Source organism: Wenzhouxiangella sediminis, from assembly GCF_003410055.1.
Taxonomy (GTDB): domain Bacteria; phylum Pseudomonadota; class Gammaproteobacteria; order Xanthomonadales; family Wenzhouxiangellaceae; genus Wenzhouxiangella; species Wenzhouxiangella sediminis.
Window position 1 is genome coordinate 64318 of the sequence record NZ_QUZK01000014.1, and the last position, 20824, is coordinate 85141.

At 65.2% G+C, this 20824-nt stretch carries 15 protein-coding genes; 4 read left to right on the forward strand and 11 right to left on the reverse strand.

All coding sequences use genetic code 11. The features are described from left to right. Positions 1-15: 15 nt before the first annotated feature. Positions 16-2580 (reverse strand): DNA gyrase subunit A, encoded by a 2565-nt coding sequence (gene gyrA / locus DZC52_RS02815; RefSeq protein WP_116649599.1) that lies wholly within the window; start codon positions 2578-2580, stop codon positions 16-18. A gap of 149 nt (positions 2581-2729) precedes the next feature. Next, a complete protein-coding gene (gene mtnA, locus DZC52_RS02820) occupies positions 2730-3776 on the reverse strand; it encodes an S-methyl-5-thioribose-1-phosphate isomerase (protein ID WP_245960746.1) in 1047 nt (348 codons plus the stop codon). Between the two features lie 80 nt (positions 3777-3856). On the opposite strand from mtnA, the gene DZC52_RS02825 reads away from it, so the two are divergent. After that, positions 3857-4435: a peptidylprolyl isomerase gene (locus DZC52_RS02825; RefSeq protein ID WP_116649715.1), complete on the forward strand. Its 579-nt coding sequence runs from the start codon at positions 3857-3859 to the stop codon at positions 4433-4435. Further along, complete coding sequence (locus DZC52_RS02830) at positions 4386-5213, forward strand: UDP-2,3-diacylglucosamine diphosphatase (RefSeq protein ID WP_116649600.1); 828 nt, start codon at positions 4386-4388, stop codon at positions 5211-5213. Before DZC52_RS02825 ends, DZC52_RS02830 begins: the two co-directional genes overlap by 50 nt. Before the next feature lie 13 nt (positions 5214-5226). Here the strand turns inward: DZC52_RS02830 and DZC52_RS02835 are convergent, their stop codons facing one another. Then, complete coding sequence (locus tag DZC52_RS02835) at positions 5227-6204, reverse strand: NAD(P)/FAD-dependent oxidoreductase (RefSeq protein WP_116649601.1); 978 nt, start codon at positions 6202-6204, stop codon at positions 5227-5229. Then, positions 6201-6794 carry a lipocalin family protein gene (locus tag DZC52_RS02840; protein ID WP_116649602.1) on the reverse strand — a complete coding sequence of 198 codons (594 nt, stop codon included), beginning with the start codon at positions 6792-6794 and terminating at the stop codon, positions 6201-6203. Before DZC52_RS02840 ends, DZC52_RS02835 begins: the two co-directional genes overlap by 4 nt. A gap of 133 nt (positions 6795-6927) precedes the next feature. Here DZC52_RS02840 and DZC52_RS02845 point away from each other — a divergent pair, with 133 nt between their 5' ends. Together DZC52_RS02845 and DZC52_RS02850 are read left to right on the forward strand one after the other, a co-directional pair. Continuing rightward, the gene (locus tag DZC52_RS02845; RefSeq protein ID WP_116649603.1) at positions 6928-8376 is read left to right on the forward strand and encodes a B-box zinc finger protein; all 1449 of its coding nucleotides are present in this window, start codon (positions 6928-6930) and stop codon (positions 8374-8376) included. Between the two features lie 103 nt (positions 8377-8479). After that, positions 8480-10330, forward strand: coding sequence for a hypothetical protein (locus DZC52_RS02850; RefSeq protein WP_116649604.1), 1851 nt, complete (start codon positions 8480-8482; stop codon positions 10328-10330). Between the two features lie 6 nt (positions 10331-10336). On the opposite strand, the gene lysS is transcribed toward DZC52_RS02850, so the two are convergent. The 7 genes from lysS to carA all read right to left on the reverse strand — a co-directional run bounded on the left by lysS (position 10337) and on the right by carA (position 20777). Continuing rightward, positions 10337-11872, reverse strand: coding sequence for a lysine--tRNA ligase (gene lysS / locus DZC52_RS02855; RefSeq protein WP_116649605.1), 1536 nt, complete (start codon positions 11870-11872; stop codon positions 10337-10339). Positions 11873-12035: 163 nt separating this feature from the next. Further along, positions 12036-13134 (reverse strand): peptide chain release factor 2 gene (prfB, locus tag DZC52_RS02860; RefSeq protein ID WP_116649606.1). Its coding sequence is split into 2 segments (ribosomal slippage): positions 12036-13061 and positions 13063-13134, totalling 1098 coding nucleotides; the frame shifts between segments, so codons are not numbered across the junction. A 208-nt stretch (positions 13135-13342) separates the two neighbouring features. Then, on the reverse strand, positions 13343-15058 hold the full coding sequence (gene recJ, locus DZC52_RS02865) for a single-stranded-DNA-specific exonuclease RecJ (protein ID WP_245960748.1): 1716 nt from the start codon (positions 15056-15058) through the stop codon (positions 13343-13345). After that, a complete protein-coding gene (locus DZC52_RS02870) occupies positions 15055-15978 on the reverse strand; it encodes a hypothetical protein (RefSeq protein WP_147307584.1) in 924 nt (307 codons plus the stop codon). The genes recJ and DZC52_RS02870 overlap by 4 nt, the downstream gene beginning before the upstream one ends. Then, entirely contained in the window at positions 15947-16429 is a 483-nt protein-coding gene (greA, locus tag DZC52_RS02875) for a transcription elongation factor GreA (RefSeq protein WP_116649609.1), read from the reverse strand. Before greA ends, DZC52_RS02870 begins: the two co-directional genes overlap by 32 nt. Positions 16430-16438: 9 nt before the next feature. Then, the gene (carB, locus tag DZC52_RS02880) at positions 16439-19660 is read right to left on the reverse strand and encodes a carbamoyl-phosphate synthase large subunit (protein ID WP_116649610.1); all 3222 of its coding nucleotides are present in this window, start codon (positions 19658-19660) and stop codon (positions 16439-16441) included. Next, complete coding sequence (gene carA / locus DZC52_RS02885) at positions 19653-20777, reverse strand: glutamine-hydrolyzing carbamoyl-phosphate synthase small subunit (protein WP_116649611.1); 1125 nt, start codon at positions 20775-20777, stop codon at positions 19653-19655. Before carA ends, carB begins: the two co-directional genes overlap by 8 nt. Positions 20778-20824: the final 47 nt, after the last annotated feature.

Below are 20824 nucleotides of genomic sequence, written 5' to 3' on the forward strand. Positions count from 1 at the left end.
GGCGCTGCAAAGGAACTATTCGCCTTCGTCTTCGCCCGCCGCTTCCTCTTCCTCGTCGGAAGCGGCCACCCGGGCCATTCCGATGAGCTGCTCGTCCTTGCCGAGACGAATCAGCGTGACGCCCTGGGTGTTGCGGCTCATCTGCGAGATCTCCTCGGCCGATGTGCGCACCAACGTACCGGCGTTGGAAGTCAGCATGACGTCGTCGTCATCGGATACCGCGAGCGCGGCCACCAGCGGGCCGTTGCGACCCTCGGTCTGGATGCCGATCACGCCCTGCCCACCGCGCTTGTGCACCGGGAACTCTTCCAGGGGGGTACGTTTGCCGTAGCCATTGGCCGTACCCAGCAGCACGTCGCCTTCGTCGGCAACCAGCATGGAAACGACCTCCTGGTCATCCTTGAGGCGAATGCCCAGCACACCCCGGGTCTGCCGGCCCATCGCGCGTGCATCCGATTCGTGGAAACGCACGGCCTTGCCGGCCGAGGAAAACAGCAGGATGTCGCAGCTGCCGTCGGTAAACGCCACGTCGACCAGCTCGTCGCCTTCCTCGAGCAACACCGCCCAGATGCCGTTGGAGCGGATGTTGGCGAAGTCCGACAGGGGCGTCTTCTTCACGCGACCGGCCCGGGTGGCGAAGAACACGAACCAGTCGTCGGGGAATTCCCGCGTGGGCAGAACGGCGTTGATGCGCTCGCCCTCGTCGAGCGGCAGCAGGTTGACCATCGGGCGGCCGCGACTGTTGTGCCCGGCCTGCGGCAGTTCATAGACCTTGGTCTTGTAGACCTTGCCGGCGCTGGTGAAGACCAGCAGCGTGTCGTGGGTATTGGTCACCCAGAATCGCTCGACGAAATCTTCGTCCTTGGTCTTGGCCGCCGAACGTCCTCGCCCGCCGCGCTTCTGGGCCCGGTAGCGATCGAGCGGCTGGTACTTCGCGTAACCGGCGTGCGAGAGCGTGACCACGACATCTTCCGGCGTGATCAGGTCCTCCATGGTCAGGTCGAGATGATCGCGCACGATCTCGGAGCGGCGCGCATCGTCGAACTGATCGCGAAGTGCCACCAACTCGTCGTGGATGACCCCCATCAGAGCGTCGGGCTCGGACAGGATCCGCATCAACTCGCGGATGGTATCGAGGATGCTTTCGTACTCTTCGGAGAGCTTGTCCTGCTCCAGGCCGGTGAGCTTCTGCAGCCGCAGGTCGAGAATCGCCTGGGCCTGCTGCGGCGACAGCTGATAGCCGCCCTCGCCCAGCCCGTACTCGGGCAGCAGGTCTTCGGGGCGCGACAACTCCGCTCCCGCCTGGCCCAGCAGGGACTCGACCAACCCGGCATCCCAGCGCTTGCCCTGCAGGGCTTCGCGGGCATCGGCCGGGGTCTTGGAACTCTTGATCAACGCGATCACTTCGTCGAGGTTGGCGATCGCGACGGTCAGGCCTTCCAGGATGTGGGCGCGTTCGCGCGACTTCCTGAGCTCGTAGAGGCTGCGGCGGGTGACGACTTCGCGGCGGTGCGCCAGGAAGGCGGCCAGAATCTGCCGGATGTCGAGCAGTTTCGGCTGTCCGTCGACCAGCGCCACCATGTTGATGCCGAACACCGTCTGCAGCTGAGTCAACTGGAACAGGTTGTTGAGCACCACCTCGGCCACTTCGCCGCGCTTGAGCTCGATGACCATGCGCATACCGTCCTTGTCGGACTCGTCGCGAAGCTCGGAGATGCCCTCGAGCCGCTTGGCCTTGACCAGCTCGGCGATCTTCTCGAGCAGACGCGCCTTGTTGACCATGTAGGGGAGTTCGTTGACGACGATACGCGTCCGCCCCGTGTCCTCGTCGGTCTCGATCTCGGTACGCGCGCGCATGTAGATCCGGCCGCGCCCGGTGCGGTAGGCCTCGTCGATGCCCGCCGCCCCGTTGATGATCGCCGCCGTCGGGAAGTCCGGCCCCGGCAGGTGCTCCATGATCTCGTCGATCTCGATATCCGGCTTGCGGATCATGGCCAGAAGCGCGCTGATGACCTCGCCGAGATTGTGCGGCGGAATGTTGGTGGCCATGCCCACGGCGATGCCCGAAGCGCCGTTGACCAGCAGGTTGGGAACGCGCGCCGGAAGGACGGTCGGCTCGTGCTCCGACTCGTCGTAGTTGGGGATGAAGTTGACCGTTTCCTTGTCGATGTCGGCCAGCATCTGGTGCGCGATCTTGGCCATGCGCACCTCGGTGTAACGCATGGCCGCGGCCGAATCGCCGTCGATCGAGCCGAAGTTGCCCTGGCCGTCGACCATCATGTAGCGCATGGAGAACGGCTGGGCCAGGCGCACGATGGTGTCGTAGACGGCCGAGTCGCCGTGGGGGTGGTACTTACCGATGACGTCACCGACCACGCGGGCCGATTTCTTGTAGGGCTTGTTGAAGTCGTTGCCCAGCTCGTGCATCGCGTAGAGCACGCGCCGGTGCACCGGCTTGAGGCCGTCTCGAACGTCCGGAAGCGCCCGGCCCACGATCACGCTCATGGCGTAATCGAGGTAGGACTGGCGCATTTCGTCTTCCAGGTTCACCTGGAGCACTTCGCGTGCCATTTCCGCCATCTACGGTAACCCCGTATCTGCTTTAAGTTATTCTGATAAGTTTCTGAAAATAAAGATTTTCAGGGCGGACTCTCCAAGCCCCCAAAGTGGCGACCCGGAAAGACGCAACAAACCCGAAATATTACCACAGACGGCTGTTTCCAGGGATTTCAGGCGGCACCGGGGACAGTGAAGCGGTACGGCGGAGAATGGACACCCTGCTCGGTGACGATGCAGTCGACGAGGTGGCCCGGCGTCACGTCGAATACGGGGTTGTAGGAATCGAAGCCGGCCGGCACCTTCTCGATACCCGCCGCCCGCCAGATTTCGGCGGGATCTCGTTCCTCGATGTCGATCGAGGCGCCACTCGGAAGATTCGGGTCCACCGTCGAAGAGGGCGCCACGACCATCATGCGTACGCCGAAGTGCCGAGCCAGTACGGCAAGCATGCAGGTACCGATCTTGTTGGCAACGTCCCCGTTGGCCGTGATGCGGTCAGCACCGGTGATCACCCAGTCGACGGCCCCGGCCGCCATGAGCGAGGCGGCCGCGCCCTCGACGATCACGCGAAACGGAATTTCCAGCCGAGCCAGCTCCCAGGCCGTCAAGCGCGATCCCTGCAGCCAGGGCCGGGTCTCGTCGGCATATACGCGGGAGATCCGGCCTCGGCGCCAGCCTTCCGCGATGACCCCGAGGGCGGTTCCGATGCCGCCGGTGGCGAGAGAACCGGTATTGCAGTGCGTGAGGACGCCGACGGAATCGCCCAGCATGCCGGCTCCGGCCTGGGCCATGGCGCGGTTGGCTTCGATGTCCTCGGCATGGATGCGCCGCGCTTCTTCGAGCAAGGCGTCGGGATCGACGCCCCCCGGACCTTCGGCGCAGCGCCTCATCCTCGCGATCGCCCAACTCAGGTTGACCGCGGTCGGGCGCGCTCGCTCCAACCGATCGAGCGCATCGTTCCAGGCGCCAGAATCGCCGCGACACTCGCGGGCGGCGAGAACGGCGGCATAGGCTGCCGTGATGCCGATAGCCGGCGCACCGCGCACGACCAGATCTCGAATGGCGCGAGCCGCCGCTTCGGCATCCGGGATCTCCAGCCAGTACTCGGTTGCCGGCAGCAGCCGCTGATCGATCAGCCGCAGGCGGTGCCCGTCGAACTCGATGGCCCGGAATCCACTGTCTTCCATTTCTCCGCGCATGCTTTCTTTCGCTGACATTCCCGCTTCGAAAACGTATTATGAGGGATTGTGCAACTCATGGAACAACGACTCAAATGCGAAGCCTGATTGCCTTGCTGATGCTCGCGACCCTGCCGCTGGCCGCGCAGGAAGCCGAGCAGACCGACCAGTCCCCCACCCCGGAAGCGACGGAGAATCCGACAGTGATCCTGCATACCAACCTCGGCGCCATTACCGTCGAACTGTTCGAGAAAGAAGCGCCCGAGTCCACCGCGAATTTCCTGCGCTACGCACGCGACGGACATTACGACGGCACGATCTTCCACCGCGTGATCGACAATTTCATGATCCAGGGCGGCGGGTTCGACTCGGACTTCAACCAGAAGTCGACGCGCGAGCCGATCGAGAACGAAGCCGATAACGGCCTGGAGAACAAGCGCGGCACGCTGGCGATGGCGCGCACCAACGACCCCCATTCCGCCACGGCCCAGTTCTTCATCAACGTGACCGACAACGACTTCCTCAATCATCGCGGCAAGATGTCCGGTCAGACCTGGGGCTATGCGGTGTTCGGCCGGGTGGTTGACGGAATGGACGTGGTCGACGAGATCCGATCGGTCGAGACGACCAGCAAGGGGATGCATCGTGATGTCCCCGTCGAACCGGTCATCATCGAAAGGGTCGAGCTTTCTGAGTAACGGCGCACCAACCTACCTGGTCGCCGACCTGCATCTGCAGGAGGAGCGACCGGAAACCACGCAGCTGTTCCTCGACTTCGTCGACGGGCCGGCCCGTGAAGCCTCGGCCCTTTACATCATGGGCGACCTGTTCGAGGCCTGGATCGGCGACGACGCGCCCGGTGAGCTCGGCCGCCGGGTTGCGCGCCACCTCGCGGAGCTTTCCGGCAACGGCACCGAGCTTTACTTCATCTGCGGCAACCGGGACTTTCTCGTCGGCGACGACTTCTGCCGCGAGGCCCGGATGGAGCGGCTGGAGGAACCCCATTTCCTCGAGCTCGAGGGCGATCGCATCCTGCTGCTGCACGGCGACACGCTGTGCACCGACGACGAATCCTACCAGCGGTTTCGGCGCAAGGTTCGCGACCCCGCCTGGCAGCACAAGGTGTTGGCCAAGCCGGCCTGGTTCCGGCGCCTGCTCGCGCGCCTGGCCCGCTGGATGAGTCGACGGCATACCGGCAGCACGGAGGTCAGCATCATGGATGTCAACGCCGGCGCGGTCACGGCGGCCTTCCGGCATCATGGCGTGCGCCGGCTGATCCACGGCCACACTCATCGTCGGGCCATTCACGACCTCTCCATCGATCAGCAACACTGCCAGCGCATTGTGCTGGGCGACTGGCACGACACCGGCAGTGCCCTGCGCCTGAACTCGGGCCTGACAATGCTGACCGTCGCCCGCGATGACCATGGAAAGGTGGAGCTCAGGCTTCAGGAAACGGCCGCTCCGCTGAGCTGAGCCACGGTCCGGTTCAGGGCAGAAGTGCTTCAATGCGTCTGGCGGCAGCAACGCCGCTGATCCAGGCACCCTCGATTCGCTCGCCCGCACACCAATCCCCGGCCAGGACCAGTTTCTGCGCGTCATCCGCCAGGATCGGACCATCCAGTGCCCGGCTGGCCATTGCATAGCGCCAACGATGCGCAACGCAGAGCGCGGGCTTCGATGCAAGGCCGGGAGCGAGCCTGCCCATCTCCGCGTACAAGACCGAAGCGACCTCCTCGGAGTCCGACTCGAGATGCGCCTGCGACCATTCCGGACCGGCGTGGCCGACCCAGGCCGGCGCACCTCCCCTGCCCGCCTTGACGTCGCAGCGCGCGATCCAGGACAGGGGCCCCTGGTTGACGAAGGCGGCGTCGAACGGCACCTCGGGCGCATCACGGAAGCCGACCATGATCGCCCAGCAAGGCATCATGTCGACCGAATGCAGGAGCCCCGACAGCGCATGGTCGCTTCCCAGCAACGCCGCCGACTGGGACGGAGGTGCGGTCACCAGCAGGGTCCGGCCGTGAAGCACCTCGCCATCGCGGGAGCGAACATGCCAGCTGCCCGCTTCGAAGCCGACGCTCTCGGCATGCCAGCGCCAGCGGCACGCCACGCCCGCGGCAAGCCGTCGCAGCACCGCGTTCATCCCGCCAACGCCGACCCAGCGCTCGGCCGGCGTCTCGCCGGCACCCGCCGGCCGACTCCCGAACACCGCCAGTTCGGGGCGCCAGGGAGCAAGCAGACCGGCGCTCGACCATGCCTCGACCTGGCGCGCGAAGGCCTCACTACGGGCGGTCAGGTACTGGGCGCCGTGGTCGAAGACGAACTCGCCCTGCCGGCGCGCCGCGCTGCGACCGCCCGGACCGCGCGATTTCTCGACAACCACCACCGAACGGCCGGCCGCAGCGAGGCGGGTTGCTGCCGTCAGCCCGCTCCATCCGGCTCCGATCACGATCGTGTCGATCATTGCGTGTGCACCGTTTTCTCGAGGCGGCTGATGTCGAAACCCTGCCCCTGCGCCTCGGAAACCATTGTCTCGAATGCCGCTTCGGAAAGAACGGGTTGACGCGCTAGAATCCAGAGGAACTTCCGATCCCGGCTGCCGACCAGCGCATGGGTGTATTCTCCGTCGAGCGCCATGACCCGGTAGTCGCCCCAGACGAAAGGAAACAGAGACAACCACCGCGGCGCAAAACGCACTTCCAGCGCTGCCTCACGCCCGTCCGAGGCATTGCGTCGCGCCACCCCAACCGCTTCGCTCCAGTTTCCGCCGGGCGTCCGGCATCGATTGGTCACACGGACTTTGCCGTCCCCGAGCAATTCGTAGCGTGCCGTCACGTCGCCGGCGCACTGGTCCTGAAAGCGATTGGGAAGGCGCGCGATCTCGTACCAAAGGCCTTCGTAACGCGACAGATCCAGGTGGCCGACCAGTTCGAGCCGCTCGTCAGCCACGACCACGCTCCCGGCCAACCCACCGACGGCCAGCACGACCACAGTCACACCGCGCTTGAGGCTTCGTAGCCGATCCGCTTTCGAGAGTCCTGCCTGTGCATCCATGGTCCGATTGTATTTCCCCGCCCCGCGCGCTCGTGTCGACGCGGCTGGGCGATCGCCCGGAATACTGGTAAGCTAGCCGTACCAGCCGATTGAAATCCTTGAACAAAAGGGGGTGACGATGGAGTAGAACTCTATGAAGCACCCGAAACCTTCCTCCTGCCGCTTTCACGCGCAATCCCCCACACGGTGGTTCTGCAACGATTGCAGTCTGCCATTGTGCACATCCTGCAAGCCCTACGCAGAGCAGCTCCCGCTGCAAGTCGACTGCCCCCTCTGCGGCCAGGCCATGGTCGAACTTCAGCCCGATGCCGAGAACGCCACGAGCTTCCGTGATTCGCTCAAGGCGGGCGCTGCCGTGCCCGGCCTGCTCGTGGCCGCATGTACAGCGTTGGTGGGGGCGGCCGGGTTTACTTCCATTGCCGGACTCCTGCTTGCGCTGCCCCTGGCCACCCTGCTGCTCGCCATGATGATCACGCTGGCACAGCGTGCAGGCGAGGGTCGATCGAACGCGCCCACCCTGGCCGAGCTGATCGATATCGACCAGCTCGAGTACAGCCTTCACCTGCTGCCGCTCGGTCTGCCTCACGCCGGGATCCTCTTGCTCGGCGCCGCCAGCGGATCGGCGGCGCTCCTGTTCACGGCCGCGCTGCTCGTGGCCATTCTGCTTCCACTTTCGCTGATGGCGGCGGTCAGCCAGGAGACGCCCCGCGCGAGCATCGATCCGCGAGAGCTCACCCGCGTCGCACGCATCACACGGGAACACTATGTTCCGGTCGCCCTGGGCGCCGCAGGCCTGACGATCCTTGCCGCTTCGACTCTGCATTTCTCGGCGGCCCCGCCTCTTGTGTCCGCAACCGTCGCCTTCATCACCACCTGGTTCGCGCTGGCGGCGAGCTTCCGCCTGGGCGCGATCCTGAGAACGCACCGCCGCATGCTGGACTATCCTGCCGGCGTGGCGCCCATCGACCGCCCGCGCCGGCCCGATGCCGCTGTCTACGAGCCGGCCATGATGGCTGCTGATTCGGAATCGCTCCTGCGCGAGAAGCGGACTCACGACGCCCGCCTCCTTCTCGGCCGGGCACTGACGAGATTTCCGGACGACGCACGCCTGAACGAGCAGTTCGACCGACTCGTCGCTGAAACGGCGCGCCCCCGCGAGTTTCGAAGCCACCTCGAGCGAAGAATGCAACGCCTGTTCAGGAGCGGATCGACGGCGGCGGCCACTGCGCTGTGGCAACGCTACAGCCCGCAGCTGGAAAACTGGGTGCCCCGCGTCAGCGAGACCCGCTACCGGCTGGCGCTGGAACTGGACGAAGCAGGCGACCATCAGACGGCATTCCGTCTCCTGATCGGCCTGTCACCGAACGACAGCCGATTTCGCCATGTCGCCGAGGCCTGGATGGAAGCGGCAAGAATACTCGAGCAGCGCCTCGACGACCCGGCTCGCGCCGCAGAACTGAGAAGGATCGTGCGAGAACGCTACCCGGAGAAGGCGCGGAAGTGGGACAGGCACTGGCTGCACGACTCCCGAGCCGTCTCGTCCCCGACCGGAACTCGACAGGCACGAGCAGCAAGCGCGTGAGCGGCGGCGACCGTCGGATCGTCTCGTCGCCGTTCGCAAGTGCGGGGCGCTTGGGGTAATCTTGCGTCTGATCAGCCACTTGCCGCCACCCGGACGAAAACCGATGACGCATCCCCGCTCCCCCGTCTTACGCTGGATTCTGGCACTCTGCCTTGTTGCCGCCGCACAGTCCGGCCAGGCCGAACCTCCCGACCCCAAACAGGTCTGGCGGACGGACGGCGGCCGGATGACGCTGGAGATTCGCGGTGACTTCCTGCCCGACTTCGGTATCGAGGTGGTTCACCGGGGCGAGCCCGTCGCCTCACGCAAGAGACTGCATTTCACCGTCGAGCAGATCGAGGCCATCAGGATTCACGCGCCGTGGGGCATCTTTCACTCGATCTTCCAGGACAGCGGTCGCCTAACGGCGAACACGGATCTCGTGCTTCGACGGGGCGAGCGTGAGCTGCGCCTCGATCGCATCCAGATCATCCCCGGCGAGCGCGACGGTCATGCCCTGTTCCTGGCCATGGACGCCGAGGGCAATCACCTGTTCACCATGTCCCATCTTCACGTCGAACTGGAAACCGAAACGAGCGGGTTTTCGGCGGCCAACGCCGAGGTCGAAGCCTCGGCCTACCTGGCGGAGCAACTGGACTTGCCGCAGATGGCCGGCATGCCGATCGCGCTGGGGTGGCTCGACCTGGACCTGTCGATCCCCGAAGGGGCCGAGCTGGCGGGCACACCGCCGGGATGCACCGAACGACCCATATGGCCCCAGGACGGGCAGTTCGAAGCCGACGTCACGCTGATCGGCATGGGCAATGTGGCCTACCAGGGCATCCAGCCGCGCACTGGCCGGATCAAGACAGCGCCGTCAGCCACCCTGAAGAACGAAAGCCAGGCCGACATCCCCTGGATCGGGCACTTCACGCAGCTTGCAAGCTACCCCTATATGCCCGAGGACCAGCATCCATTCCTGGTCTGGAATATCTACAAGATCGCCGACGGACGCATGGAGATGCTCGCCGCCTCCGGAGCAAAACATGCTTTCTTCACCGTCAACCAGCAGTGCGACCTCAATTGCAATAACAACCATGTCCTCTGGCCGGGCTGCGAGGACACCTACTCATCCGGCAACAACGACACCTCCACCTACCAGGGCCCTCGCGACGAGATCGAAGCCAGTGTCGGGCGATGGGAGAACTGCGGCTCTTTCTTCGACCCGGAATGCACCGGCGGCCAGACCGATTTCTCCGGCCAATGGCTCAATCGCCTCTTGATCGACCCCGACGAGTTCCAGCAGCCTGATACGCAGTACTTCATGGACGCCTGGTACGTCATCCAGTACGACACGAACATCTGGAACGGCATGGGCTTCAGGCCGATCGACCCGACACCATCGGGCAGCGGCTGGTTCATGAACCCGGGCACCTTCAGCCAGGGACCGGTCATTTCGCAGTGGGTAGCCGAAAACAACACCGACCCCATGGCGGATCACGACGTGATCATCATCCCCTCCGAAACGCCAGCAGCCGACTATCCCGACAACATGCCGCAAGGGCACCTGCGCCTGCTGGTCAAGGTCACCGAGACACAGCCGGGCCGCTATCGCTACAACTATGCCTTGCAGAACTACGATTTCGATCGAGCGCTGGACGGGTTCAAGATCGCGGTGCCCACGGACGCGGCAATCACGGATATCCACTTCGGGGATGTCGACGACAATCCGAACAACGACTGGGTGACGACCGTCGGAAACGGCTTCGTGTCGTTCCGCGCGGTGGAAGGCAATCGTCTCGGCTGGTTCACCTTGTTCAATTTCGAAATCGAGATCGATGCCGCGCCGGTGGACAGCCAGGTTCGGCTCGACCTGGGCCAGGACGCCGTACAGCCGGAACTCTCGGTGGAAACGCTCGGCCCGGCCTCGGGCAGCGAACTGCTTTTCGAAGACCGTTTTATCGACGTTTATTGACGGGCTTCATTCCGAGCTTTCCGGGCGCAGATACGGGAACAGCAGCACGTCGCGGATCGAGGCCGAGTCGGTCAGCAGCATCACCAGGCGATCGATGCCGATGCCCTCCCCGGCCGCCGGCGGCATGCCGTATTCCAGCGCACGGATGTAATCCTGGTCGAAATGCATGGCCTCGGCGTCGCCGGCGTCGCGCGCTTCGACCTGGGCCCGGAAGCGCTCCGCCTGGTCTTCCGGATCGTTGAGCTCCGAAAAACCGTTGGCGATTTCGCGGCCAGCGACGATCAGCTCGAACCGGTCGGCGAAATCCGGATCGTCCTCATTGCGGCGCGACAGCGGCGAGACCTCGATCGGATACTGGGTCACGAAGGTGGGTTGCAGGAGACGATGCTCCACGCCTTCCTCGAACAACTCCATGAGAAGACGGCCCCATTCCCAGGAATCATCGACCGTGATGTCGTGCGCCCGACACACCTCGCGCAGGCGATCGGCGTTCTTGACGTCGTCGACCGACAGCTCGTCGTAGTGGGCGACCACGGCATCGGCCACGGTCACGCGCTCGTAGTCGCCGGTGAAATCGATACGCTCGCCCTGGTAATCGACGCGTCCGTCGGCCATGCCGGGCAGCTGGGTAACCAGGCGATGCAGCAGATCCTGCGTGAGTCGGATGAGGTCGTTGTAGTCGGCGTGCGCCCAATAGAACTCGAGCATGGTGAACTCGGGATTGTGCCGGGTCGAGACGCCCTCGTTACGGAAATTGCGATTGATCTCGTAGACCTTCTCGAGCCCGCCGACCAGCAGGCGCTTGAGATGCAGCTCCGGCGCAACGCGCAGGTAAAGATCCAGATCCAGCGCGTTGTGGTGCGTGACGAAGGGCCGCGCGGTCGCGCCGCCGGGAATGTGATGCATCATGGGCGTTTCCACTTCGAGAAACCCCTGCGCATCGAAGTAGTGCCGGATGCCCCGGATGATCAGCGAGCGCCGAACGAACGTTTCCCGCACCTCGGGGTTGACGATGAGATCCACATAGCGCTGCCGATAGCGCGTTTCCTGGTCGGTCAGGCCGTGCCACTTCTCGGGCAGGGGGCGCAGGGACTTGGTCAGCAGCTCGAGACCCGAGGCGTGCAGGCTCAACTCGCCGGTGCGGGTGCGCATGAGCTTGCCGGTGACGCCCACGATATCGCCGATATCCCACTGCTTGAAGGCCTTGTAGACCCCCTCGGGCAGGTCGTCGCGGCGCAGGTAAAGCTGGAACCGCGCACCCGATCCGTCCTGGATGTGGACGAAGCTCGCTTTGCCCATCACGCGGCGCGAGACGATGCGGCCGGCCAGGTTGTACTCCTCGTCGCGTTCCTCCAGGGCGGACTGGTCCCACTCGTCTGCGTCACCGAAACGCTCGAGCAGGGATGCCGCATCGGCGGTCACCCGGAAGTGGTTGGGAAAGGCCTCGCCCTGCTCGCGCAGGGCGCGCAGCTTCTCGCGGCGCTCGACGATCAGGCGATTCTCGTCGACCTCGGGCGTTACGCCATGTTCCTTGTCAGTCATCTGCTCTCACTTAAAAAAAATCAATTGTCCACAGATAAGCACAGATAAAAATTTAAAACACAAGTTATCCGAATCATGGCGCCGCGAATACTTGCTAGAGCAATATTCTTAATCCTATGAGCCCTTCTTCATCTGTGTTCATCTGTGTTCATCTGTGGACCTTTTATTCCAGCCCGGCCTGGAGCTGGGCGGCGGCGAATTCGTCGAGGTCGCCATCGAGCACCTTCTGCGTGTCGCTCCGCTCCACGCCGGTTCGCAGGTCCTTGATTCGCGACTGGTCGAGCACGTAGTTGCGGATCTGGCTGCCCCAGCCGATGTCGGCCTTTTCTTCCTCGGCGGCCTGCGCCTTTTCGCGCTGCTTCTGCAGTTCCAGCTCGTAGAGCTTGGCGCGGAGCTGCTTCATCGCCTGGTCCTTGTTCTTGTGCTGCGACCGGTCGGTCTGGCACTGCACCACGATGCCGCTGGGCTCGTGGGTGATGCGCACCGCCGATTCGGTCCGGTTGACGTGCTGGCCGCCCGCGCCGGACGCCCGGTAGACGTCGACCCGCAGGTCCGAGGGATCGATATCGACCTCGATCGAGTCGTCGATCTCGGGCGAGACGAAAACGCTGGCGAAAGACGTGTGCCGGCGATTGCCCGAATCGAAAGGCGACTTTCGCACCAGGCGGTGCACGCCGGTCTCGGTGCGACACCAGCCGAAGGCGTGATCGCCTTCCACCCGGACGGTGGCGCTCTTGATGCCGGCCACATCGCCTTCGGAGACTTCGATCAGCTCGGTCTTCCAGCCGCGGTGCTCGGCCCAGCGCAGGTACATCCGCAGCAGCATCTCGGCCCAGTCCTGGGCCTCCGTGCCGCCGGAACCGGCCTGGATGTCGATAAAGCAGGGCTTGTCATCCATCTCCCCGGAAAACATACGCCGGAATTCGAGGTCGGCAACCTGCTTTTCCAGCCGCTGGAGGTCGCCGGCCACGCTCTCTAGCGTCTCCTCGTCGTCCTCCTCCTGGGCCAGTTCGAGAAGATCGGCGGCGTCGCGCACGCCCTCGATCACCTCGCGCTGCGCCGTCACAGAGCGATCGAGATCGGAACGCTCCTTGCCCAGCTTCTGCGCGTGCTCCGGATCGTCCCAGACGGAGGGAACTTCGAGTTCGCGCGTGACTTCCTCGAGTTTTTCTACCTTGCCATCGTAGTCAAAGATACCCCCTTAGCGCCCCGACACGGCGCTCCAGGTCGTCCAGGAGATTCTTGATTGCAGTCAGTTCCATGAGGGCTCGTATCCTTTGTTCAGAGTCGTGATGGCAAAACGCATTATTGTAACGCCGGGCCGCGGCCGACGGCCAGCGCGCCGATGCCGCCGCCGTGATTTGATCACCCCCCGAACCGACCCCCGGCCATCGAGAACGCCGGGCAAAAAGCGCTGCGAAGGAAGGGACGGTTCGCGGAGAAATCGAGCAAATTACCCTGGCCGCGGATTCAGCCCTCGAGTGAATCGATCAGGTAGCGAATCCGCATCTGCGGAATCACCCGGCCCTGCCAGCGGTTGATGTCGAGCTCGTAGACCACGCCCATCGGATCGGGCAGTTCGCGGTGGCAGAGGCTGCCCGCGCCGAACGCGATTGCGTCGAGCACGGGCCCGCCGCCTTCCGGCTCCAGGCGCAGCTTGAGGTGGTGCGAACCCACGACGCGCCGCTCGCAAATCCGAAATCGTCCGTCGAACAGGGGTTCGGGCCAGGCCTGACCCCAGGGTCCCGCCTCGGCCAGTGCGGTCGCCGTTTCCAGGGAGAGTTCCTCGGCCGACAATGCGCCGTCCGAATGGACGATGTCCGGTTCGAAGACCCTTTCGGACAGGGCCTCGTCGAAAGCTTGCCGGAAGGCATCCAGGCGCGCTTCGGGCAAGCTCAGGCCGGCCGCCCTGGCGTGCCCCCCGAAGCGTTCGATCAGGCCGGGATGCCGCGCGTCGATCTCGACCAGCAGGTCGCGCATGTGCACGCCCGAGGGGCTCCGGCCCGAGCCCTTGAGCTCGCTGCCGCCCGACTCGGCGGGCGCGAAGGCGATGACCGGGCGTTGCAGGCGCTCGACGAGCCGCCCCGCCACCAGCCCGACAACGCCCTGGTGCCACTCCGAATCGAAGACGCACAGGCCCTGGAGGTCGCCCTCGATACGCTCGGCCAACTCCTGCGCCTGCGCTTCCGCGGCCTCCTGCATGTCTGCCTGAAGACTCTGTCGTTCGCGGTTGAGCGCATCCAGGCGAGCAGCCAGTTCCACCGCCTCGGATTCGCTGTCGGCGAGGAGGCAGCGGATGCCCACGCCCATGTCCTCGAGGCGTCCGGCGGCATTGAGCCTCGGCCCGGCGGCGAAGCCCATGTCCGAGGCGTCGACATGGCGCAGGTTCCGCCCGGCCACTTCGAGCAGCGCCCGAATGCCCGCCAGGCAGCGCCCTGCCCGTATGCGCAGCAGCCCCTGCTGGACCAGTCGCCGGTTGTTTTCGTCCAGGGGCACCAGGTCGGCCACCGTACCCAACGCCACCAGGTCCAGCCACTGGTCCAGGCGCGGTTCGCGACCCGCGCCGAACCGGCCCCGCTCGCGCAGGTGGGAGCGTAGCGCCATGAGCAGGTAGAACACGACGCCCACGCCCGCCAGCGCCGTCGATCCGAAGCGCTCGCCGGACAGGTTGGGATTGACGATGGCATCGGCCGGCGGAAGGCAGTCCCCGGGCAGGTGGTGATCGGTGACGATCACGCGCATCCCCGCCTCCCGGGCCATGGCAACGCCTTCGTGGGAACTCACGCCCTGGTCGACGGTAAGCACCAGGTCGGGCCGGAGGTCGGTGAGCTCGCCGACCAGGGTGGGACCCAGACCATAGCCATGGCGAAAGCGATCGGGGACCCGCCAGTGAACGTCAGCCGCGCCCAGCGCTTTGAGGCCGCGGACGGCCAGGGCGGTACCCGTCGCACCGTCGGCATCGAAGTCCCCCACAACGACAATGCGCTGGTCCCCCCTTATGGCCTCTTCCAGGATTTCGCAGGCCGCTTCCAGGCCACCGAGCGTCGGTGGCAGCAGTTTCGCCAGGGAGTAGTCGGGCACGGTCGCCGCACCCCGGGCCGAGAGGACCCGGCCGACGACCGGATGCACACCGGAAACCGAGGAACCCAGCCCTTCGCGGCGCTTGACATGGACGCGCCGGATCAACGCCAAATCCGCCAGGCGTGCCGGGGGGCAAAGCGGCGGACCGTCTCCATACCACTCAGCTCCAGCTCGCCGATTCGTCCCAGGCGAAGACGCCGCCAGGCGACGCGCAGAAACTCCTGCAGTCGCTCAAGGTTGGCTTCGGCCGAGGCTTCAAAGCGCGAAGGCCATTCGACAAGATCGCCCGGCCTCGGCTCGACGCCCTCTTCGAAGGCCCTGCAAGGCAGGCCGAGCCAGTCGGCCAGCCCGACGAGAACGGGATCCCCGGCGACGATGCGCTGAACCCTGGCAACAGCCTTCTCCGGCTCGGGCAAGCTTCCGCCGCCCCAGAACCACAGGCTACCGGGGATGGCAGCGGGATCGTCCGCACTCCTGCGATGCTGCTGGAGGAGCACCTGCGTTTCATTGAGCAGACGACGCCAGCGGCGGGCATCGTCACCCTCGGGCATCGCATGATCCAGGCTGGATCCCGCCAGCGCCCATGGCGGGACGAACAGGCTCTCGGGAGACCTTTCCAGTGCGATGTAGCCGCGCCCGCTCGCGGTCAACTCCAGCGCCAGCCCCTCTTCTTCGAGCAAGTCCGATATCGCTTCACTCCAGGCCCCGGCGCCGAAGCGCCTTTCGGGCTGCAGCCACACGGCCGCCAGGTCAGGAACCAGGCCGACGGGATCGGCCCGGAGCCAGACTCCGGCCGCGTCGTCGGGTCGATCGAGGCGCCTTGTCAGCGGGGCCGCCGGCAAGGGACGGCCAGTGACCAGCTCGGCCTGCGGAGATCGGACATCGAGGTTTCGCGGCTCGCAGGCGCGCAACAGCGCCCCGATCAGCGGGGGCAGCCGCTCCGCCTCCCGCAGGAGGGACTCCAGTTGCGGGACATGCAGGATCAGCCGTCTGTCAGGACTCGTAGCGGACCTCGACGATCTCATAGGTTCGCTTGCCGTTGGGCGCCTCGAATTCCACCACATCGCCTTCCTGGTGCCCGATCAGGGCCCGCGCCAGGGGGGCGGAAATGGCCAGCCGACCCTGGGAGGAATCCGACTCGAGGTCGCCCACGATCTGCCAGGTCACTTCCTCGGCATCGTTCTTGTCCTCCATCAGGACCACGGTGGCGCCGAACACGACCTTGCCGCCTGGATTGAGCGCAGCCACGTCGATGATGCGGGCGTTTCCCAGGGCGGCTTCGAGATCCCGGATCCGGGCCTCGATGAAACCCTGCTGTTCGCGTGCGGCATGGTACTCGGCGTTTTCCTTCAGGTCGCCGTGGGCGCGCGCTTCGGCAATGGCCTCGATCACGGCCGGGCGTTCCTTTTTCTTGAGCCGATCGAGTTCGGCACGCAGGCGCTCGGCGCCCGCCTTGGTCAATGGCGTCTGGCTCATCTTCGCTCCTCAGGCTTGCTCGGCGTGCAGCTCGGCCAGGCTGCGCACGCCTCGTTCGTTCCAGTGGTCCATGGCCCGCAACGTGGCACGGGCACCGGCAATGGTGGTCGAATAATTGACCTTGCGTTGCAGCGCCTCGCGACGAATCGAGAAGGAATCGGCGATGGCCTGGCGGCCTTCGGTCGTGTTGACGATGTAATCGATCTCGTCGTTCTTGATCAGGTCGACGATGTGCGGACGCCCCTGGATGACCTTGTTGACATAGTCGCATTCGATGCCGTTTTCAACCAGGTGCTTCCAGGTGCCTTCGGTGGCCACCAGCTCGAAGCCGCGCTCCACCAGCTCCCTGGCAACGGGAAGCAGGCGTTCCTTGTCGGCGTCGCGCACGCTGAGGAAGACGCGACCGCTCATCTTGACCACGATACCCACGCCCTGCTGTGCTCGCGCCACGGCCGAGCCGAACGAACGGCCCACGCCCATGGCCTCGCCGGTCGAGCGCATTTCCGGCGTCAGAATGGGGTCCACGCCCTGGAACTTGATGAAAGGGAAAATCGGCTCTTTGATGGAGTAGAAAGGACTTGAAAGGTCACCGGTAAGCCCTTGATCCTCAAGTGTTTGACCAACCATGCATCGGGCGGCCACGCGAGCGATTGGCACGCCCGTCGCTTTCGAGACGAAAGGCACGGTCCGCGAAGCCCGCGGGTTGACTTCCAGCACGAAAATATCGTCGCCCTGGACCGCGAACTGCACGTTCATCAGGCCGACGACCTGCAGGGCAAGCGCCATCTGGCGGGTCTGGCGACGAATTTCCTCGACGACCTCGTCGGACAGGGAGAACGGCGGCAGACTGCACGAAGAGTCGCCCGAATGAACCCCGGCCTCCTCGATGTGCTCCATCACGCCGCCGATCACCACGCGCTCACCGTCGCAGACAGCGTCGACGTCGACCTCGATGGCGTGGTCGAGGAAGTGATCCAGCAGGACCGGCGAATCGTTTGAGACCTTGACCGCCTCGTTCATGTAGCGCTTGAGCTCGTCCTCGCCGTGGACGATGTCCATGGCGCGGCCGCCGAGCACGTAGGAGGGCCGAACGACCAGCGGATAGCCGACCTCGCGGGCCAGGATCAGGGCTTCTTCGGGATCGCGGGCTGTCCGGTTCGGCGGCTGCTTGAGGCCGAGGCGGTTGAGCAGGTCCTGGAAGCGCTGGCGATCCTCGGCGAGGTCGATGCAGTCGGGTGTCGTGCCGATGATCGGCGCGCCGGCGGCCTCGAGGTCGCGCGCGAGTTTCAGCGGCGTCTGGCCGCCGAACTGGATGATGATGCCCTCGGGTTGCTCGAGCTCGACGATCGACAGGACGTCCTCGAGCGTGAGCGGCTCGAAGTAAAGCCGGTCGGAGGTGTCGTAGTCGGTCGAGACCGTTTCGGGATTGCAGTTGACCATGATCGTCTCGTAGCCGAGATCGCGCATGGCCAGCGCCGCGTGCACGCAGCAGTAGTCGAACTCGATGCCCTGCCCGATCCGATTGGGACCGCCGCCGAGCACCATGATCTTGCGCTTGTCGGTCGGCGCGGCCTCGGTTTCCTCGCCCCAGGTCGAATACATGTAGGCCGTGGACGTCGCGAACTCGGCAGCGCAGGTGTCGACGCGGTGGTAGCTGGGCCGGATGCCCGCCTTGGTCCGCAGCTTGCGCACGGCGGTCTCGCTCAGCCCCGCCAGGTCGGCGATGCGGGCATCGGAAAACCCGTAGCGCTTGATTTCGAGCAGGGTCTCGGCGTCGAGTGCTGCCACGCCCTCTTCGAGCAGCTTGTGCTCGATCTCGATGAGCTCGGCGATCTGGTCGAGGAACCAGGGATCGATGCGGGTCAGGCGGTGGATTTCCTCGAATTCGAGGCCGCGGCGGAAAGCTTCGGCCACATACAGCAGCCGCTGCGGGCCGGCTTCCTGGAGTTCGCGGCGGATCAGCGTGAGCTCGTCGGCCTCCTCGCTGTCGATTTCGACCGGATCGAGGCCCGAAAGACCCACCTCGAGACTGCGCAGCGCCTTCTGGAAGGACTCCTGAAAAGTCCGGCCGATCGCCATCGCCTCGCCGACCGACTTCATCTGCGTCGTCAAGCGGTCGTCGGCGGCCGGGAATTTCTCGAAGGCGAAACGCGGCATCTTCGTGACCACGTAATCGATCGTGGGCTCGAATGAAGCCGGCGTGGCGCCGCCGGTGATCTCGTTGTCGAGCTCGTCGAGGGTGTAGCCGACGGCCAGCTTGGCCGCGACCTTGGCGATCGGGAAGCCGGTCGCCTTGGAAGCCAGGGCCGATGATCGCGACACGCGCGGGTTCATCTCGATGACGTGAATGCGCCCGGTATCGGGATGGACGGCGAACTGCACGTTCGAGCCGCCGGTGTCGACACCGATCTTCCGGAGGACCGCGATGGCGGCGTCACGCAGCTCCTGGTACTCCTTGTCGGTCAGCGTCAGCGCGGGCGCGACGGTGACCGAGTCGCCGGTGTGCACGCCCATCGGATCGATGTTCTCGATCGAGCAGATGATGATGCAGTTGTCCGCCTTGTCGCGAACGACCTCCAGTTCGAATTCCTTCCAGCCCAGCACCGACTCCTCGAGCAGCACCTCGTTGGTCGGCGACAGGTCCAGGCCGTGTTCGACGATCCGGACGAATTCCTCGCGATTGTAGGCGATGCCGCCGCCCGATCCGCCCAGCGTGAACGAGGGTCGGATGATGGTGGGGAAACCGATGCGCTTTTGCACTTCCACGGCCTCGTCGAGGCTGTGCGCCACCCAGGCTTCGGGTACGCCCAGCCCGATCTCGCGCATCGCTTCCTTGAAGGCGTCGCGGTCTTCGGCCATGTCGATCGCCTCGCGAGAGGCACCGATCATCTCCACGCCGAATTTCTCGAGCACGCCCTCGCGCGCCAGGTCGAGCGCGCAGTTGAGCGCCGTCTGGCCACCCATCGTGGGCAGCAACGCATCCGGTCGCTCCTTTTCGATGATGTCCTGGACCACGTCCCAGCGAATGGGTTCGATATAGACGGCGTCCGCCATTTCCGGGTCGGTCATGATGGTCGCCGGATTGGAATTGACCAGGATCACGCGGTAGCCCAGCTCGCGAAGCGCCTTGACCGCCTGTACGCCCGAATAGTCGAACTCGCAGGCCTGCCCGATGACGATCGGCCCCGCGCCGATGATGAGGATGGATTGGATATCGGTTCTCTTAGGCATCGGCGCTTTCCATCATGGTCACGAATTGGGCGAAAAGCGGCCGCAGGTCGTGCGGCCCCGGGCTGGCCTCGGGGTGGCCCTGAAAGCTAATCGCGGGCTTGCCGGCAATGCGGATGCCTTGCAGGGTGCCGTCGAACAGCGAGCGATGGGTCGGGATGACCGTCTCCGGCAGGCTCGACTCATCCACCGCGAAGCCGTGATTCTGGCTGGTGATGAGAACCTGGCCGGTGGCGAGATCCTTGACCGGGTGGTTCGCGCCGTGGTGGCCGAACTTCATCTTGACCGTCCTGGCGCCGCCACCGAGCGCCAGCAGCTGGTGCCCAAGGCAGATACCGAAGGTCGGCAGCCCCTTGTCGAGCAGGCCGCGAATGGCTTCGATGGCGTAATCGCAGGGCTCGGGGTCACCGGGGCCGTTCGAGAGCATCACGCCGTCCGGGTTCATCGCCAGCACCTCGTCGAGCGCCGTCCGGGCCGGCACGACGGTCAGGCGACAACCGGCGTCGACCAGCAGGCGCAGGATATTGCGCTTGACGCCGTAGTCGTAACAGACGACGTGAAAGCGACCTTCCCCGCGGCGGAACTCGCCCGCCTCCAGGTCCCAGCTGCCCTCGTTCCACTCGTAGGCGCGATCGACCGTCACCGTGCTGGCCAGGTCCTGCCCGCTCATCGGGGCGCATTCCTTCGCGCGACGGACGGCCTCCTCGGCATCGACGGTTTCGCCGACCAGCAGGCAACCGTTCTGGGCACCCTTGTCGCGCAGGCGGATGGTCAGGGCGCGCGTATCGATCCCGGCGATGCCCGAGGCATCGTTGTCGTGCATCCAGTCCGACAGGGACTGCGTCGCGCGCCAGTTGCTGTGGCGCCTGGGATAATTGCGGACGATGAGCCCGGCGGCGTGGATCCGGTCGGCTTCCACGTCCTGCGGGTTGACGCCGGTATTGCCGACGTGGGATGCGGTCAGCGTGACGAGCTGCCCCGCGTAGCTGGGATCGGTGAGTATCTCCTGGTAGCCGGTCATGGCGGTGTTGAACACCACCTCGCCGACCCGCGCGCCCGGCGCGCCGATACCCCGCCCGGAAAACGTCGTGCCGTCTTCCAGCGCCAGAATTGCCTGCATTGAGAAACCTCCGGGTACACAAAGCGGGCCTAGCCGCTGGTGGGCCA

Coding starts and splice junctions, on each gene's coding strand:
- gyrA (WP_116649599.1), bottom strand. CDS start 2,580: ATGGCGGAAATGGCACGCGAAGTGCTCCAGGTGAACCTGGAAGACGAA.
- mtnA (WP_245960746.1), bottom strand. CDS start 3,776: ATGTCAGCGAAAGAAAGCATGCGCGGAGAAATGGAAGACAGTGGATTC.
- DZC52_RS02825 (WP_116649715.1), top strand. CDS start 3,857: ATGCTCGCGACCCTGCCGCTGGCCGCGCAGGAAGCCGAGCAGACCGAC.
- DZC52_RS02830 (WP_116649600.1), top strand. CDS start 4,386: ATGTCCCCGTCGAACCGGTCATCATCGAAAGGGTCGAGCTTTCTGAGT.
- DZC52_RS02835 (WP_116649601.1), bottom strand. CDS start 6,204: ATGATCGACACGATCGTGATCGGAGCCGGATGGAGCGGGCTGACGGCA.
- DZC52_RS02840 (WP_116649602.1), bottom strand. CDS start 6,794: ATGGATGCACAGGCAGGACTCTCGAAAGCGGATCGGCTACGAAGCCTC.
- DZC52_RS02845 (WP_116649603.1), top strand. CDS start 6,928: ATGAAGCACCCGAAACCTTCCTCCTGCCGCTTTCACGCGCAATCCCCC.
- DZC52_RS02850 (WP_116649604.1), top strand. CDS start 8,480: ATGACGCATCCCCGCTCCCCCGTCTTACGCTGGATTCTGGCACTCTGC.
- lysS (WP_116649605.1), bottom strand. CDS start 11,872: ATGACTGACAAGGAACATGGCGTAACGCCCGAGGTCGACGAGAATCGC.
- DZC52_RS02870 (WP_147307584.1), bottom strand. CDS start 15,978: ATGAGATCGTCGAGGTCCGCTACGAGTCCTGACAGACGGCTGATCCTG.
- greA (WP_116649609.1), bottom strand. CDS start 16,429: ATGAGCCAGACGCCATTGACCAAGGCGGGCGCCGAGCGCCTGCGTGCC.
- carB (WP_116649610.1), bottom strand. CDS start 19,660: ATGCCTAAGAGAACCGATATCCAATCCATCCTCATCATCGGCGCGGGG.
- carA (WP_116649611.1), bottom strand. CDS start 20,777: ATGCAGGCAATTCTGGCGCTGGAAGACGGCACGACGTTTTCCGGGCGG.